This window comes from Bacillus sp. FJAT-27916 (assembly GCF_001183965.1).
In the GTDB taxonomy this organism is placed as follows: domain Bacteria; phylum Bacillota; class Bacilli; order Bacillales; family Pradoshiaceae; genus Pradoshia.
Genome location: NZ_LFZV01000001.1, coordinates 2,127,282 through 2,143,452 on the forward strand (window position 1 = coordinate 2,127,282; position 16,171 = coordinate 2,143,452).

Sequence of the window (16,171 nt, forward strand, 5' to 3'; positions counted from 1 at the left end):
ACTGACCAGACGGCCAGCCCTTTATTCTGCGCTATTATTGTGCAGATGTTGTTTCTTCTAGTTTCTCACGGAGAACCATTGGCAGGATTCCTCCATGACGGTAATAATCGATTTCAATTTCAGAGTCGAAACGCACAAGTGCTTCAAATTTCTTCTCTGTACCATCCTCAGCTACAGCTGTTACGGTGATCAACTGACGTGGTTTGATATTTTCATCGATTGGAACGAAGATTCGTTCTTTACCTGTAAGACCAAGCACCTTCGCGTTTTCGCCTTCTTTGAATTGAAGCGGCAGGACGCCCATAAGTGCAAGGTTGGAGCGGTGAATACGCTCAAAGCTTTCTGCGATAACGGTTTTGATACCGAGAAGGTTTGTCCCTTTCGCAGCCCAGTCACGGGAGCTTCCCATACCATAGTCTTTACCGGCAAGAACGACAAGACCTGTGTCATCCTTCTTGTATTCCATACATGCATCATAGATGGACATGACTTCGCCTGTTGGCCAGTAAGTCGTATATCCGCCCTCTGTTCCAGGAGCGATTTGGTTACGGATCCGGATGTTAGCGAAAGTTCCGCGCATCATGACCTCATGGTTACCACGGCGGGAACCATAAGAGTTAAAGTCACGGATTCCAACGCCATTTTCACGCAAGTATTTACCTGCTGGTGTATCTTTGCCAATTGAACCAGCCGGGGAAATATGGTCAGTTGTGACAGAGTCACCGAACAAACCAACTACGCGCAAGCCTGATAATGGCTTAACTTCGGATGGATTTGGATCCAAGTTCTCGAAGTAAGGCGGGTTTTGAATATAAGTAGAATCAAAGTCCCAGCTATATAACGGTTCATTGCTTGTTTGAATCTCATTCCAGCGAAGGTTGTCATCGAATACGCGCTCATACTCTTTGCGGAACAAGTCAGATGTAACGGTTTCTTGGACAAGTTCATTAACCTCTTCACTAGTTGGCCAAATGTCCTTGAAGAACACTTCTTTGCCGTCTTTGCCGACGCCGATTGGGTCGTTTTCAAGGTCGATATCCACTGTACCGGCAAGCGCGTAAGCCACTACAAGCGGTGGAGATGCAAGGTAGTTTGCCTTCACAAGCGGGTGGATACGTCCTTCAAAGTTACGGTTACCAGATAGAACAGAAGTCACAAGCAAGTCAGCTTCGCCGACAGCTGCTTCAATCTCTTCCATCAATGGACCGGAGTTACCGATACAAGTAGCACAGCCATAGCCGACAAGGTTGAAGCCGAGCTCATCCATATACGTTTGCAGGCCGGCATCACGCAAGTAGCCTGTTACGACCTTGGAGCCTGGTGCCAAGGATGTTTTCACATGGTGAGGTACCTGAAGGCCGAGCTCAACTGCTTTCTTCGCAACAAGACCTGCCCCAAGCATGACGTATGGGTTAGATGTATTTGTACAGCTTGTAATCGCAGCAATGGCGATATCACCAGTTTTCATCGGCGCTTGACGGCCGTCCTTGAATTCAACCGTGATTTTCTTATCGATTTCCTCTTGGCTTAAGCCAAATCCTGCATTGCCGACTGGTGCAGTCAACGCTTCACGATAGGCTTTTTGCATATGAGATAGAGGAATCAAATCCTGCGGACGTTTCGGTCCGGAAAGATTGGCTTCAATCTCAGAAAGGTCGATTTCAATCACTTTTGTGTAGGTTGGTTCAGGTGTATCTTTTGTATAGAATAAATCATTTTCTTTGCAATATTTCTCAACTAGCGCAATATGCTCTTCTGTACGGCCAGTTAAGCGCATGTATTTCAATGCTTCATCATCGATCGGGAAGAATCCGCATGTAGCGCCATACTCAGGTGCCATATTGGCAATCGTCGCACGGTCTGAAAGGGATAGATCGCTCATTCCTGGACCGAAGAATTCCACAAATTTGTTAACAACACCGCTCTTACGAAGAACTTCTGTTACTTTGAGCGCCAGGTCAGTCGCCATCGCCCCATTTGGCAAGGAATTAACAAAGCGGACACCGATTACTTCAGGTACTGGGAAATAAGAAGGCTGGCCAAGCATGCCTGCTTCTGCTTCGATTCCTCCTACACCCCAACCAAGGACGCCAAGTCCGTTGATCATGGTTGTGTGAGAGTCAGTACCAACCAGCGTATCTGGGAATGCCATGAAATCGCCGTCAGGCATTTCAATCGCATGTACCACATTCGCTAAATATTCTAAGTTGACTTGGTGAACGATTCCCGTATCAGGCGGAACGGCACGATAATTATCAAATGCCTTTTGAGCCCAGCTTAGGAATTGATAACGCTCAGCGTTTCGTTCAAATTCAAGGTCCATATTCACTTGCAGGGAATCAGCTGTACCATATTTATCAACTTGTACAGAGTGATCAATAACAAGGTCAACCGGAATTTCCGGGTTAATCTTATCTGGGTTGCCGCCGATATCAGCCATTGCTTTACGCAAGGAAGCCAAGTCAACAACCGCAGGAACACCTGTAAAGTCTTGTAGGATTACGCGGGATGGTTTGAATGGAACATCAACATCGATTGATTGCTGATCTGTTCCCCATTTCGCTAAGTTTTCCACATGCTCTTTAGTGATGACTCTTCCATCTAGCTGCCGCAGAACACTTTCAAGCAGCACTTTGATTGAGTATGGCAGCTTCGTTACTTCCCCTGCTCCAGCTTCTTCCAAAGCTTTCAGATTGTAGTAATGATAGCGTTTACCGTTTACTTCAAAATGCTTTCGTGAGTTAAACACATCATTTTTCCCCAAATCAAATTACCCCCTCTAGGTAAAAGATAATAAGAATACATACTCAGAAAAGGTTATGAACTTTTTCCAATCCAAATATTCTAACAATTTAATAGTAATATAACCTTTTCATAAAGTAAAATATAAGTAATTTATAGAGGGTTATAAGTTATACTTATCGCAGTATAATTTTTTCAGAAAATTAAAATAAAGGCCGGCAGGAAAACCTCCCAGCCGGCTTTGTCAGCGCAATTCATTATAGGCATTCAGCTCTGAAACATATTGCTTGAGCGTATCACGAAATTCTACGAGCTGCTCACGCTGATGCTCGCTTGCTACCTCATCTGCATTCTCGACCTGCTGATAGGCTTCATTGATTTCTTCCCAGAAACGTTTTACTTCCCTGCCAAACTCGGGATCATGCTTCATTGCCTGCAGATTCACGTATACATCGGTCACCTTTCTCATCCCGTTTTGGGCAGCTTCGAAGGCAGCCATCTTGTTCTTATGATAAGGCATTTTTATATCCTCCAATCCTTTATCTCGACATTTATGGTGCACTATTTAAAGGCACCTTATTCTCGTGAAGGATTTGGAAATGTGCCAGTCGAATCGTTTTTCCCATTCGAACTCATACTAAAACGAAAAGGAGGGATGAGAATTGACGAATAAACGCAAGCATGCCATCGAACCGGATAAGCAATCAGGCCAGCCAAAACCAATGAGCGGGTCACATAAGGTGAAGAACCGCAATCACAGTCGCCAGAAAAATCATTCCCATCATGATATGTAGCCTTTAAAGCCGGCAGTTCCCCTGCTCCGGCTTTTTTCTCTATCACCGTTTGAAAGCAGCTTGAATAGATTGGAAATAACACCGTGTAAATGGGGGTTATTTCATGTGTTCTTCAGACTGGGGGCATGAAGAAGAAAAAGCTATTTTGGGATTGTTTTATTTAGATCCATTCACGACCTATTTAGATGAGACAGAATTTCGAGTGGATTTATTTGAGGTGGATGAAGGCTATTTAATCGAGGCAGAAAGAAAACAAACGCCAAAGAACGGTATCCTCATTCACATTCAGGAAGACCTTTGCGTTATTGTGCTGGAACAGCCTTCCGGAAGAAAGGAACGGAAAATTCTTTTCCCGTTTTGTTTAGAGAACCTCTCTATCCATGTGGAGGTGGAGGCAGATCTCGTTCAGGTATATATAAACAGTCAAACGAACCCGCTCCAAAAAGGACCTTTTTCGATCTGGCTGCCCTTTTATGAAAACAACAAGCATTAATGTGTGAAATGTTAGAAAAAGTGGTAACTAAATACCAACTAATCTTTCATAGGAGTGTGTAACGATTGGATTATGTATGGTATGCGAGTTATGGTTCGAATTTGTTTGAGGACCGATTTCATTGTTATATTAGCGGGGGAAAGCCTGAGGGTTCTACATTTACGGAAAAAGGATGCACCAATCCTGCTCTGCCCTTGAAGTCAGAGACGATTACAATTCCGTATGAGCTGTACTTCTCCAAATGTTCAAAACGATGGAAGGGCGGAGTAGCCTTTATAGATACGGTAAGAAACCCATCTGCCAGAACATATGGCAAGATGTATTTAATTACATCTGAGCAGTTTCAAGAAATCGTCCAGCAAGAAAACGGACATCATGACATGATGATTGACCTTAACCTGGCCAAGGAGGTTCATACCTACTCCTTTAATGATTCATGGTATGGAAATATTCTTTATCTTGGGGAAAGGGATGGGTATCCAATCTTCACCTTTACAGCGAATGGTGAAATGAAGAAACAAGAGATTACTTCCCCGTCCATCCCGTACCTCCGGAATCTATATAGAGGGTTATTGGCCCTTCAATTAGAGCCGCAGAGGATCATTGATTATTTAACCACCAAAAGAGGTGTGCGGGAAAACTATACAAAGGATGACCTATATCACCACTTTTAACGATAAAATAAGCAAAAACCGAACTTCTTTAATGGTTCGGTTTCCTTATTGTTTATGTTCCTAGAAGAATAGTTCATCTGCTCTTACCAAAAACTCTAAATCCCTGTTTTGGATGAACTTCCCAATGTAATTGGCAGGCTGGTCTTGTTTAAGGATTTCAATGGCAATATGCATTGGAACCCATCTCAGCACAAAACCGTCATTAATTTCCTCTTCTGTATAAATCGGTTCCTTTAACTCTCCTGTTGCTTTTGCTTTGTATCCGTAGGAGATTTGGAGCTGTCCGATTTCTCCGCGGTATTCCATGGTCATCCCGAGTTCCTCAATATCCTCAATCATGGCACCGACTTCTTCTTCTACTTCCCTTTTTAGGGCATCATAAATGGTCTCGTTGTTTTCAATACCGCCGCCCGGCAATTTATGATAATTTCCATTCGAAACAAATAAAAGTGCTATCTCATCACGGTCATTAATGACTACTGCTCTAGCTGCTTTTCTAATACGGTAAGCTTGGTCCGCATTTTGCTCGAAACCATCATCATAGATCTCCTTGATAAGTTCCATATTGTTTGTGACCCCTTTTATATAATTCTTATAGAAAGTTTCTATCTAATTTTACCTTGTTTTTTCTATAAATGATATAGATAATCTCATCCATATTTATGATTATTCCTCATAATGCTGCATTTACTATGCTATAATAGGCATATTTATTCCATTTAATAGTCAAAGCACCTTTTTCATCCTTTTCACCTAAAACCGTCCCTTTTCAGGTGAAATATACACTTTATCATCATTCTCTACTTGGAGGTGGCTAATGAACCATATTATTTGGAGAATCATCGGGTCTATTTTCATCCTTTGCTTTATCGTCCTAGTCGTTTTCACGGTGAAAATCCATGATATGCTCGAGTCAAGAAACGAGTTGGAGCTCGGATATATAGATGCCCTGAAAATATTGACCACAAGGAATTACGATTCTGAAGAGGAAATCGTCTTAAAAAACCAATTAGAGAAATCAGCCTATCACCATATCCGCATCTATTATGGTTCCGACCAAAAGACGCTTCTCTCTCACACGATTTCTGCTCTTAAAGAAGCACGTATGGATAATAATCGTTTGATTGGCCAATACCCTGCCCCTCCGGTTGATTTGATTCTCTTTCAAAATGAGGAGCAATTCCTTCAATACGCCCAAATTAGCTATACGAATGGCTATTATTCCGATTTTGACAAGATTATCGGCATCCTTCCTGTCTATACCGACAACGATGACTACCGTAAAGAGACAATACGCTATATGGTCAAGCATGAATATAGTCATTATGCCCTTCTTCAAAAAATACAGGCAATGGACGTAAATAATCCCATTCCAGAATGGTTCCTAGAAGGTTATGCAGAATATCTTAGTTTTATTCATTCCAGTCCCTTTAACACGGCTGAAACAGCTGGTTCCATCATCCCTTTCGATAACCTCGAGAAATCAGAGCAATGGAAGCATTTACGAACAGCTGGGGTCATTGATATCTACCGGCAGAGCCAGGAGGCGATCGCGTATATCATTGATGAATTTGGCGATGAAATCATCCTGGCCATTCTTAAAGAAGCAGACCAGGCCGATTCATTTGAACAAGCGATTCATCGCTCAACCGGCCTGAATTATGACGATCTTGAAAACCAGTTAATTCAGTCCATGCATGAATAAAGAGGCAGAACATTCATGTTCTGCCTCTTACTGATTGGACATAAGAAAATATTGCTCATATGGGCGTATATCAATCTTTTCCTCCGCCAGCTTCTTCTTCAAAAACTTATGATCCCGTTTTGGTGTGGCTAATATGTACCCTTTAATGAGGATATCCATCGTGATGGCAGTCGCTCCCTCTTGTAAGGCGATTTCCCCAATCTTCCCAGCAATCTTATGTCTTGCTACATCCCGAAACAGCTCAGGTACAGGACTAACAAGCTCCTCAAGAAACGCTTTTTGGTCACTTCCCCACAAATGCTTTGTTTGTTCTACATAATGAATTTCCCAATCCATGTCTGATTTTCCATCTTCCTTGGGAAGCTTCTTCAGGAATTTTCTGAACATGAAGAACCCGCCAATGCCCATAAAGACAACCATAAAGACAATCCAAAACAGGATGAACCATAGAAACCATCCCTCAAGCACGTTCATTCACCTCTAGAAAATTGAATAGGATACCATTATTATAGCAAAGGATTGCCAAGCTTCAACTAAATTCACCAAATAATAGCAGATAGAAATATGAAAAGAAAAAGAATCATATAGACAAAGTCCTCCTGCATAGACTGATAACAGAGCATGATCGCGAGCTTGGTGAAAATTTCGTAAAATTTGTCGGAATAGTCAGTAAATAAGATGAAAGACAAGATTTTTCATGATTAATCTAAGAAAACGGCTAAAACTTGCCCATTCTCCCTTTTGTCAATCCGGTCTGTCTTTGATATAAATAAGATAGATTTTTCTAACCATATGCAGACAGGATGATTTTCACCGGAAAGGAAGCCTTTGGTTGTCGGTATCAACGTATTATTGGAATCCACTATCTTTAAGGAGGCTACAAATAATGGGTAAAAAAGTCCACAGACGCCGGGAAGTCAGACGATTACTGCGGGAAGAATTAAAGAAAATGGATTCTCTTACAAAACAATCTCCTAACGAACAAATTTCGACATTAGGGAATGAAAAAATCAGCTTATAGCAAAGTTAACAGAGCAAAGAGGCTTCCGGTACACGATAAACCGGAAGCCTCTTTTTTCTCTGGATTACCTTCCTCTCCGCTCCAATGGCTCGAATCCGTTCCCTTTCTCTCTAAGTTCAGCATACAGCTACAAATATCCGTAAACGACTAAATGATCCTCCCGTTTACTTTTTCGTTGGGTGTTTTGTATACATTGATTAAACGCTTAGTGCCCACAGAACGAGTGAATTAAATAGTTTTAAGTGCATTTTAGATTTTCCATTTAATTACAGTTATATATAGGCGAGATGTGTGAAAAAGCCACCCCTCTAAGGAAGTGGCCGACGTATTATTCAACAGAAGTTTTAGATTCAGGTATAAAATCTTTATCAACTAAAGGTTTTCCATCTTTATCAACCATAACTGTTAACCCGGAAGTAGGACCGCCATAATGAAACATATATAGGACTCCTGTCTCATTATCACGAATTATTTTAGTGACCTCCATTTTCCCTTGAGTATAAACATCCTCAAAACGTTTATTTGCCACATAACACACTCCCTTTTTCAGTTTGTTAAACAGCTATCTCTCTAAGATTACCATAAAATTGAAATCGAATCCTTTGTATTGAGCAACAATCTATACGAAAACAGCCTTTTCGTTTTATCCCCTTTCCTCTACCCCTTCTAAAAAATGTAGTAATAATTGACCAAATACCATGAAATGTAAATCTAAATACCCTTCTTTAACAAGGAAATAACAGAAATGGATGTTTCCAACCAGCATAGAGGGGTATTAATGCTTGTGAGGCCATTCACGCCAACACAAACCATTTATGGAGGGATTTGTCGATGTTTTTACACAAGAAAGAATTACAGTTCGAAGCAAAACCAGAGAAATCAGATCCGTTATTAGCTAAACAAATCCAAGAGCTCATCGGAGGACAATTCGGTGAAATGTCCGTTATGATGCAGTACTTATTCCAAGGATGGAGTGTACGAGGAGAAGGGAATCAAAAGTACAAGGACTTAATTCTTGATATTGCCACTGAGGAAATCGGCCATGTTGAAATGCTGGCAACACTAGTTGCTCGTCTTCTTGACGACGCGCCAGTTGAAGATCAAGAAGCAGCAGCAAAAATGCCTGTCATTGGAGCTGCCTTATCAGGGATGAACCCTCAGCATGCAATCGTATCCGGTTTAGGCGCTCGTCCTGCGGACAGTGTCGGGAATCCTTGGCAAGGAAGCTATATCATCTCAAGCGGAAACCTGCTTGCTGACTTCCGTGCAAACCTTAATGCAGAATCACAGGGTCGCTTGCAAGCATGCCGTATTTATGAGATGACAACTGACAAAGGTGTCAAAGATTTATTATCCGTCTTGATTGCACGTGATTCTTACCATCAAAACCTGTGGGCTGCCGCTATCGCTGAACTCGAGGAGAAAGAAGGCTTGCTCGTTCCTAGCACATTCCCGCGTGAGAAGGAAAGACTAGACCTCGCTTACTCTCTCTATAATCATTCAGAAGGTGAATATAGCAGTGAAGGATCTTGGGCACATGGTCAAGCACTGGATGGACAAGGAGAACTACGTTATGAATCCACTCCGCCAATCGAAGGCTCCATTCCAATGCTGAAAGCAGCTCCATTATCCACTCATAATACATTGCCTGCTGATAAAGATAAATCAATGATGTAAAGATAGAATCCTATGAAAGAGGACAGAAGCTGGTTGTTACGTCAACCATCCCTGCCCTCTTTTTTATCGCCGTCTTGATTCCTGCGTATCATTCCAACCGATTCACAGGATGATACTAGCGTACTTGCTATCATCCACGACTAGCTATTCCCCTAAATCTGCTTTATTTACCTATCTTTTAGGATGTTTTAATTGCTTCTTTATTTGCTTTAATCGATTACTGAAAAACCTCACGTCGTCTTTCGGTATCTCTTCTTCCCCATATCGAGCCTTTTCATAGATTTCACTCAATCTGCTATTCTGCTCATTTCTATCGAGTTGTATGCGATTAAGCCACTCCTGGAAGGTTTCTTCAGGATTTCTTCCATGCGTCCCCTTCATGCCCTTTTCAAATTGATAAACGAGCATTCTAATCGGCCTATTTGACGGGGGATTGGATTTGATCATTCTCCGCCCCCTTTGACCTTTACTCAATTCCCGAGAGGACTTCGTTAACTCACTCAATCGATGATGATTCAATTCTGCCTGAATGGCCCTTCTTCTCTTTACGATAAAAACAACAGCTCCGATAAAAATAACCAATAGGATCGATAGTAAAATCGGATAAAAATAAGAGGGTGTCGTATATTCTTTATATTCAAATGTTTCCATTTGGCCTTTTGAAGAGGTTATGGCCGTCATCCGTTCTTGTTGCTTCGGATTCGTCTCATCAGGCTCAAAAAGAGAGAATCCCTTATATAAACCTTCAGATAATAGGCTCGTTAACCCAAATACCGCTATACTTAGCAGGTTTCGTATTCCATATGTCAAATAGGGAATGATCCCTGCTAGCAGAGTGCCCCCAATTCCTAAAGCCGCAATCACCTTCAAACGCTGAGACAGCTGAACCTGATTGCGGCTTGTCATCATGATGGTGATCAACAAATGAGAAAGAAAGAGCATCATTAATACAATCAACAGCCCTAGAGAAGGACTTTTCAATAGGTGAATTCCCAATAATCCGCTTGCCATGATCAGTTTCTTGCCAGGTTCCATGTTTAGGGTCTGAAGGATGAATGAGCATAAACACATGCACAGTATCATCACGATATTCGGATAAAATAAACCCGCAGAGATAATAAGAAGGACACCTAGTATCACCAAGGTGTGCAGATTTCTTTTTTGATTAATGGAATCAAGGACCCCATTTACAATGATAAATGCAGCTAGCAAGGGCCATTGGGACAACGGAAAAAACAATAAGAAGAGATAACTTAATACAAGTGTGCTAGTTAGGTTTCTTTTCCATGCCTCCAACTCTCCTCAGCTCCCCTTCTCCCCCTATATAAAAATACTTGGTTCCCATTCTTATATTAGGCGGTTGATCTCCATTCACATAAATCAGCTCATTAGAACGTTCCATACTTTCTTTGGCGATGGATAGGAAATAATCCTCTCTTACGAACCGCAAATCATCGTGCAGTCTAGCCAATTTCTCCAGTGTCTTTTGTAAATGGTCAATTCCTGTATGAAGCGGTAATTTAAAAACACCTTCCTTGGTCAGATCGTTCACATACAATTCATAGGAGAACTTCTTCGAAATTAAATAGCTGCACAAAAAGGCGGTATGAGAAATCAGCTTTTCTCCCTTTTGATGAATCGTAAGACCATTCGGTTCGGTTATGTATAACATGATTGTATATCGTTTATTTGTAATAGGCTGATATTGTTTGGCATACATACTTTGCATCTTGGCCGTTGCCTTCCAATGAATCTGGCGGAATGATTCCTTTTCATATGGTTTAATCCCAATAACAGATGTCTCATCAGCCAGATAAGAATGCGGCACCTCTTCTTCCCCAATTCGATCAAGATTGAGAATAGCGAGATTCTGGACCTCCAGCCGCTCTGGATACACGATGATTTCCGTATCACCATGATTGATTGTTGGGAAGTGTACAGAGGAGGTTCCAAATGAATCATGAATAATAAGGTCCAGCTCCTCAATAGAATAAACGCCTCTCGCTTTAGCTTTAAAAGGAATTCTCATTCGATTAATTGTCTTCTTTTTCTGTTCGAAATTGACTGTGTACCTAGTATCATTTAAGCTTTTATGAAAAAAATCTGATTCCATGACTTCGATATTTCTATCCAGGACAAAATGCAGCTTCCCATGGGCAATCGTAACAGGAGCATCATTATGAATGTCAATCGCTAATTCATCTGTTTCATTGATAAACAGCTTCCTGTTCTCTTTCTCTCGATTGATATAAACCTGCTTAGCTATTCTCTTCGTATAAAAATGAATATACGATGTATATAAGAAATAGACGACGATTATCATCGTCATCGGGATAAAGGATATATAAATTAACAGGAGAATGGAGATCGGCAGGATTATCCTCAAAAAATAGGAATCAAATAGAAAAGTGTAAACTGGCACACCTTCTCTACCTTTCATAAGACATCTCCACAGGAACATCCGTATTGTCTAAGATGGACCGGATGACTTCGTTCTTTGTCATATGTAAGGCTCCTTCCATTGAAAGCATCATTCTGTGTGAACTGATAGGTGGAAAAACAAATTGAATATCTTCTGGTGTGCAATAGGTACGTCCTTCCATTTTGGCTTTTGCTTGTGCAGCCCGGAGCATCGCAAGGGTTGCCCTTGGACTTAAACCAATCTCAATCCACTTATGGCTTCTAGTTGATTCGACTAAGTCAAGGACATAATCTTCTATACAATCTGAAATATGCACTTGCTTTGTCTCTTCCTGTAATTGCTGCACCTCTTCCATCGTGATGACCGGGGTAACACCACGTAAAGGATCCTCCGCCCGAAAGCGCTTCATGATCTTTCGTTCATCCTGTCGAGATGGGTAGCCTAGATTCATTTTAAGGAGAAAACGATCTAATTGGGCATCAGGCAACGGAAACGTGCCATGCGATTCGACCGGATTTTGAGTAGCGATTACTAAAAATGGTGTTGGCAATGGATCTGTTTGCTTCTCAATCGTTACCTGCCTTTCCTCCATTGCCTCTAAAAGGCTTGATTGTGTTCTTGGCATGGCCCGATTAATTTCATCTGCCAATACGATATTGGCATAAATGGGACCCATTCTCTTTTCGAACTCTCCATGTTTCGGATTGAAATACTCCAAACCAATGACATCACTTGGCAATACATCTGGGGTAAATTGAATTCTCGAAAATGTACCTCCCATGCTTTTGGCGATCGTTTTTGCCAGTAAGGTTTTCCCCGTACCTGGAACATCCTCCAATAGGACATGTCCATTGCTTAATAAGGCTACCATTAGTAAGTCAATGGTCTCTTCTTTACCTACAAACACCGTGCTTATTGATTTTTTTACATTTTCCAACATCAGTATGTACACCCCTGTATCTTCATTAAAAGCTATTTTAATCATATAGGGAAAAAATAGAAAATTCCAATCTTTTTCGGCTTTTTTACTCTTTTCGTTAATGATTAGGAAGAGAGCTAGCCTAGTGCTTGAAGCATTTGAGTCTTCTGTTCATATGAAATGTCTTATGAAGTTTGTTTTCATAAGCAATCAACACTGGCTAACCGATTAGAGCAGCTTTGGGCAAAAAAATAATCGCCATCGTGGCGATTATTTGAAGTGAACTTTCCTATTTAAGGAAAATTGGATATATTCCATGTTGAGTTTGTAATTGTCTGCTATGGAGGGAAAAAATCAGACTGTCACTGATTAAATAGACAAAACTATAGAAATCAACAAAACTCCGGATTCTACCTGCTTGTTTTAGTCTGCAGATAATAGCCCTCACCTCGGGCTGTTCGAATATATTGTTCGCCAATTGAGCTTCGCAATCGGCTGATATTGACTTCCACCGTATTTGTTGGGATACCGTCCGAGGGTGAGTAACCCCAGATTTCTTGCAATAATTCCTCTTTTTTAATAGGACGATCTTGATTTCTCGCTAAGTATGCGAGAATAGCAAATGGCTTATCTGGAAGAAATACTCTCTCTCCTTTTAAGAACGTCACACGATTAATCAGATCAATTCGAATGTCTCCAGCAACAATCTCAGCTATTTCGTGCATCTTTTTCATAGAAAGTACACGCTCATACTCTCGGAAAAACGCTCGTAATGTGGCCAATAATACGGACAAATCATAGGGCTTCGTAATGTAATGGGCAGCTCCAGTTTCTAAACCGGCAACCACATCGAATGTGTCACCCCGGCCGGTTAAAAAGATATAGGGAGTTGGATTAAATTGATTAATGATTCTCGCCACTTCAATTCCACTCGTAACTTGATTGACCGCGGGTACATTGAAGTTCTTTAGCATAATGTCAAGCAGCAAGAGGTCATACTGCTTTGTCATGCCGGCTTTCACGGCATCCTCTCCTGTTTGAAAATAATCCACATTGTACCCTTCCCTTTGCAAAATCTCAGAGAGCGGCTCTCCTATATCCTTTTCATCATCTAAAAATAAAATGGAGTACGTCATAAATGGCTCTCCTTTCCAGTATGATATGGCTTATTGGTTATTTTCCAACACTATTTCTTTCGGAAAGACTACAAAGAAACTTGTTTCTCCTGTGTACTCACTTTCAACAAATACTTCTCCATTGTATAGCTTCATTGTTTTGCTGATTATATGAAGACCAAGACCAGTACCCGATATGTTTCGTGTGTTACGTCCTCTGTAGTATCTTTCAAATATCCGTGTTTTTTCATCATCAGGTATATGAATCCCCCAATTCGTGACCTTTATGGCTACCTGATCTTTATAGACGCCATCCAGAATGCTTACCACAACCAGGTGTGAATTCTCGGAATACTTAACGGCATTATTCAGCAGGATTCGCATAATAATAAAGAAATGCTCCCGGCGAATGTATAGACATTTGTCTGAGCCTGGCTCATCCTGAACAAACTCGTAATCCGGATGCTCATTTTGTGCTTGCTTTATGGCGTAATTGATTAGTTCTTTGACTGGATAACTATCGGCAGGAGCTAATGTTTTCAAATTATCCACCCTTGCCAAATCAGTAAACGCTGCTTGTGTGTCGCTAATGCTTGCTACAGCTTTGTCTGCTTTTTCAAGTAAGGTTATTACTCTCTCCTTATCTTCAGTCCCATAGTACCTTATTAAGTCAATCGACTGTTTAATCTCTGTTAATCGCGAAGCGGTTTCATGAGAGATCTCTTGAAGAATATTCTTATTGATTCTATATGCTTCATTAGCTTCCTTATGTAATTTAATGATGATGTCACTAATTTCACCAAGTTCTTTATTATGTCGTTTCCCTATGTTGGTTTTCCAATCGCCCTGTGCTATGATCGTTTGCTGTTCATCAACGACTTTTTTAATGAGAGCGATATTTTTCCTTGAGAAAAATATATATAATAAAAAAATCACCACATACAAGAGAATTAATGTCATTGCCCCATGCTGCAAACCGTTCCTTACGGTTTTCGCATAAAGCTCTGTCAAATCCCTTCTAATAATAATTTCATCCGAATGATTATGATGAATTACTCGATGCTTTGTTTCGTAAATATAATGACCGTTTTCAGATTTTTCATAAACCCTAGCAGGTGATGCCCAGTCCTTGAGATAGTGATCAGATTGAAAATGCGCAACTAGGTTAGCAGCTTTTTCGATCCATGGTGACTTAATATAGGAAGGTATATTACTGTACTGAACGAGATAAGGCTCTCTGTTTTGATTGCGTATTTCATAATTATCACCGGCAAACACAGCGTAATGGGCAAATACTTTCGTAATTTCATCTTCTTGAGAGGGATTCGCTGTATTTATGAGAATATATTTTATGTCGTCAACAATTTTCTCTGTCTGAATTCGTTCAGAGGCTGTATCAGCAGCGATTTTCCCCCACATAACAACTCCCATAAATGGAATGGAAATGAGAAATGCCAATAGGAGAGCAGTTAACATAATTCTCAGTGTTGGTGAATGCCTAAATGTACGATTCGTTTGCTTGATTTTATCCATGCATCCTCCCTTAGATTAAACTTGAGCTGATTTTTCTTATTGTTGTGTTGTTTACTGATAATATGTAAAAAGGGAGCGATGATTTTGCCTACCTTACTATTTTAGGAACAGAAGCTGGATTGTCAACACTAGCTGGACAAAAAAGATTTGGTAGATTATTTCCATTTCACAGGTAATCATTAGCTGATTATTCAATGAATTGGATAAGAGTGTAGATCGCTGCAGGTACTTGCCATGGAATTTCATCTATTCTCCTATCAATTCAAACCAAAAAAGGCAGGAATCATGATTCCTGCCTTACCATTTATGAACGAAGCAAAGGGTTATTCCTCAGCCAGCGCAACCTCCAGCAAATCCCATGAAGTAATGATGCCGTTTGGCTTTTCTGTCTTTTGCCCTGTCGCTGTAATGATAATGGCCTCAATCTTATCTGTATTTCCCTCGTCCTCATCATAAATATCTTCAATTTCAAACACGGTTGTATTCTGCGAAATAAATACTACCCGTTTCTCGTCTTTCTGATAAAGCTCCTTCACCTTCACCTTCTCAAGATCCATCTTCGGATTATCAAATTGATTCGTCAGCCAGCTGATTATTTCCTTCGTCGTCAATAGCCAGCGATACTTGTCCTCTTTATTATAGATAGGAAACCGTGTATGACCGGTTTTCTTCATACACGATAGAACGTCCTTCAAATGATCGTCCTCATAGAAATAATAGACTTCCTTGGTTGAAATAGATAAACCCGTCCTCGGCTCCTCAAATTCATCCGCAATCCGTTCAATTTCTTCCACCACATCCAGATGAGGCTCAGCAATATAATAATCCACATCAATCTTTTCATGCACAATGGCATTTCGTAATTTGGCATATTGGCATAAATCTTCTTTATAGTGGCGAATAAGTACATGATTATGACCTTTATACACCAGTTCTGTGAATTTATCTGAATCCGCCTGTTTCACGGTCTGTTTCAATACTTTATGAATTCGATTAAAGGCTGTTTCAAATCGCTCTGATAATGTTAATTCTGTCTTTGTTTTCCCCATGGGTCTGCAGCTCCTATGTTTTTCCCT

At 40.7% G+C, this 16,171-nt stretch carries 17 protein-coding genes; 6 read left to right on the top strand and 11 right to left on the bottom strand.

From position 1 onward, the window contains the following. Positions 1-34: 34 nt before the first annotated feature. A complete protein-coding gene (gene acnA / locus AC622_RS10220; protein ID WP_049670980.1) occupies positions 35-2,764 on the bottom strand; it encodes an aconitate hydratase AcnA in 2,730 nt (909 codons plus the stop codon). Positions 2,765-2,986: 222 nt separating this feature from the next. Then, the gene (locus tag AC622_RS10225) at positions 2,987-3,262 is read right to left on the bottom strand and encodes a hypothetical protein (RefSeq protein WP_049670981.1); all 276 of its coding nucleotides are present in this window, start codon (positions 3,260-3,262) and stop codon (positions 2,987-2,989) included. A 166-nt stretch (positions 3,263-3,428) separates the two neighbouring features. Between AC622_RS10225 and AC622_RS10230 the strand changes: the two genes are divergently transcribed. From AC622_RS10230 to AC622_RS10240, 3 genes are all read left to right on the top strand, one after another. Further along, positions 3,429-3,536, top strand: coding sequence for a small acid-soluble spore protein P (locus tag AC622_RS10230; RefSeq protein ID WP_049672896.1), 108 nt, complete (start codon positions 3,429-3,431; stop codon positions 3,534-3,536). Positions 3,537-3,639: 103 nt separating this feature from the next. Next, positions 3,640-4,029, top strand: coding sequence for a hypothetical protein (locus AC622_RS10235; protein WP_049670982.1), 390 nt, complete (start codon positions 3,640-3,642; stop codon positions 4,027-4,029). Positions 4,030-4,094: 65 nt separating this feature from the next. Further along, a complete protein-coding gene (locus tag AC622_RS10240) occupies positions 4,095-4,703 on the top strand; it encodes a hypothetical protein (RefSeq protein ID WP_049670983.1) in 609 nt (202 codons plus the stop codon). 60 nt (positions 4,704-4,763) lie between these two features. Here AC622_RS10240 and AC622_RS10245 read toward each other — a convergent pair whose 3' ends face one another. Further along, entirely contained in the window at positions 4,764-5,267 is a 504-nt protein-coding gene (locus AC622_RS10245) for an NUDIX domain-containing protein (RefSeq protein WP_049670984.1), read from the bottom strand. Between the two features lie 253 nt (positions 5,268-5,520). Here AC622_RS10245 and AC622_RS10250 point away from each other — a divergent pair, with 253 nt between their 5' ends. Continuing rightward, positions 5,521-6,408: a hypothetical protein gene (locus AC622_RS10250; RefSeq protein ID WP_049670985.1), complete on the top strand. Its 888-nt coding sequence runs from the start codon at positions 5,521-5,523 to the stop codon at positions 6,406-6,408. 27 nt (positions 6,409-6,435) lie between these two features. Here AC622_RS10250 and AC622_RS10255 read toward each other — a convergent pair whose 3' ends face one another. Next, positions 6,436-6,876, bottom strand: coding sequence for a DUF2621 domain-containing protein (locus AC622_RS10255; RefSeq protein ID WP_049670986.1), 441 nt, complete (start codon positions 6,874-6,876; stop codon positions 6,436-6,438). A 418-nt stretch (positions 6,877-7,294) separates the two neighbouring features. On the opposite strand from AC622_RS10255, the gene AC622_RS21530 reads away from it, so the two are divergent. After that, positions 7,295-7,429: a hypothetical protein gene (locus tag AC622_RS21530; protein WP_269431782.1), complete on the top strand. Its 135-nt coding sequence runs from the start codon at positions 7,295-7,297 to the stop codon at positions 7,427-7,429. 328 nt (positions 7,430-7,757) lie between these two features. Here AC622_RS21530 and AC622_RS10260 read toward each other — a convergent pair whose 3' ends face one another. Then, positions 7,758-7,958 (bottom strand): DUF6440 family protein, encoded by a 201-nt coding sequence (locus AC622_RS10260; protein ID WP_049670987.1) that lies wholly within the window; start codon positions 7,956-7,958, stop codon positions 7,758-7,760. A 302-nt stretch (positions 7,959-8,260) separates the two neighbouring features. Between AC622_RS10260 and AC622_RS10265 the strand changes: the two genes are divergently transcribed. Further along, entirely contained in the window at positions 8,261-9,106 is an 846-nt protein-coding gene (locus AC622_RS10265) for a manganese catalase family protein (RefSeq protein WP_049670988.1), read from the top strand. Between the two features lie 171 nt (positions 9,107-9,277). Here the strand turns inward: AC622_RS10265 and AC622_RS10270 are convergent, their stop codons facing one another. The 6 genes from AC622_RS10270 to AC622_RS10295 form a co-directional block, all read right to left on the bottom strand. Further along, a complete protein-coding gene (locus tag AC622_RS10270) occupies positions 9,278-10,117 on the bottom strand; it encodes a hypothetical protein (RefSeq protein ID WP_231589509.1) in 840 nt (279 codons plus the stop codon). Positions 10,118-10,373: 256 nt separating this feature from the next. Further along, on the bottom strand, positions 10,374-11,546 hold the full coding sequence (locus AC622_RS10275; RefSeq protein WP_049670990.1) for a DUF58 domain-containing protein: 1,173 nt from the start codon (positions 11,544-11,546) through the stop codon (positions 10,374-10,376). Continuing rightward, entirely contained in the window at positions 11,536-12,468 is a 933-nt protein-coding gene (locus tag AC622_RS10280; protein WP_049670991.1) for an AAA family ATPase, read from the bottom strand. The genes AC622_RS10275 and AC622_RS10280 overlap by 11 nt, the downstream gene beginning before the upstream one ends. A gap of 389 nt (positions 12,469-12,857) precedes the next feature. Further along, positions 12,858-13,583, bottom strand: a complete 726-nt coding sequence (locus AC622_RS10285; RefSeq protein WP_049670992.1) for a response regulator transcription factor — start codon at positions 13,581-13,583, stop codon at positions 12,858-12,860. 30 nt (positions 13,584-13,613) lie between these two features. Next, positions 13,614-15,095: a sensor histidine kinase gene (locus AC622_RS10290; protein ID WP_049670993.1), complete on the bottom strand. Its 1,482-nt coding sequence runs from the start codon at positions 15,093-15,095 to the stop codon at positions 13,614-13,616. A gap of 323 nt (positions 15,096-15,418) precedes the next feature. Next, complete coding sequence (locus tag AC622_RS10295) at positions 15,419-16,144, bottom strand: CBS domain-containing protein (RefSeq protein WP_049670994.1); 726 nt, start codon at positions 16,142-16,144, stop codon at positions 15,419-15,421. Positions 16,145-16,171 lie beyond the last annotated feature (27 nt).

What these genes read in the sequence shown, in the direction of transcription:
- AC622_RS10225 (WP_049670981.1), bottom strand. Translation starts at nt 3,262, where the DNA reads ATGCCTTATCATAAGAACAAGATGGCTGCCTTCGAAGCTGCCCAAAAC.
- AC622_RS10235 (WP_049670982.1), top strand. Translation starts at nt 3,640, where the DNA reads ATGTGTTCTTCAGACTGGGGGCATGAAGAAGAAAAAGCTATTTTGGGA.
- AC622_RS10245 (WP_049670984.1), bottom strand. Translation starts at nt 5,267, where the DNA reads ATGGAACTTATCAAGGAGATCTATGATGATGGTTTCGAGCAAAATGCG.
- AC622_RS10250 (WP_049670985.1), top strand. Translation starts at nt 5,521, where the DNA reads ATGAACCATATTATTTGGAGAATCATCGGGTCTATTTTCATCCTTTGC.
- AC622_RS21530 (WP_269431782.1), top strand. Translation starts at nt 7,295, where the DNA reads ATGGGTAAAAAAGTCCACAGACGCCGGGAAGTCAGACGATTACTGCGG.
- AC622_RS10265 (WP_049670988.1), top strand. Translation starts at nt 8,261, where the DNA reads ATGTTTTTACACAAGAAAGAATTACAGTTCGAAGCAAAACCAGAGAAA.
- AC622_RS10270 (WP_231589509.1), bottom strand. Translation starts at nt 10,117, where the DNA reads ATGGCAAGCGGATTATTGGGAATTCACCTATTGAAAAGTCCTTCTCTA.
- AC622_RS10275 (WP_049670990.1), bottom strand. Translation starts at nt 11,546, where the DNA reads ATGAAAGGTAGAGAAGGTGTGCCAGTTTACACTTTTCTATTTGATTCC.
- AC622_RS10280 (WP_049670991.1), bottom strand. Translation starts at nt 12,468, where the DNA reads ATGTTGGAAAATGTAAAAAAATCAATAAGCACGGTGTTTGTAGGTAAA.
- AC622_RS10285 (WP_049670992.1), bottom strand. Translation starts at nt 13,583, where the DNA reads ATGACGTACTCCATTTTATTTTTAGATGATGAAAAGGATATAGGAGAG.
- AC622_RS10290 (WP_049670993.1), bottom strand. Translation starts at nt 15,095, where the DNA reads ATGGATAAAATCAAGCAAACGAATCGTACATTTAGGCATTCACCAACA.
- AC622_RS10295 (WP_049670994.1), bottom strand. Translation starts at nt 16,144, where the DNA reads ATGGGGAAAACAAAGACAGAATTAACATTATCAGAGCGATTTGAAACA.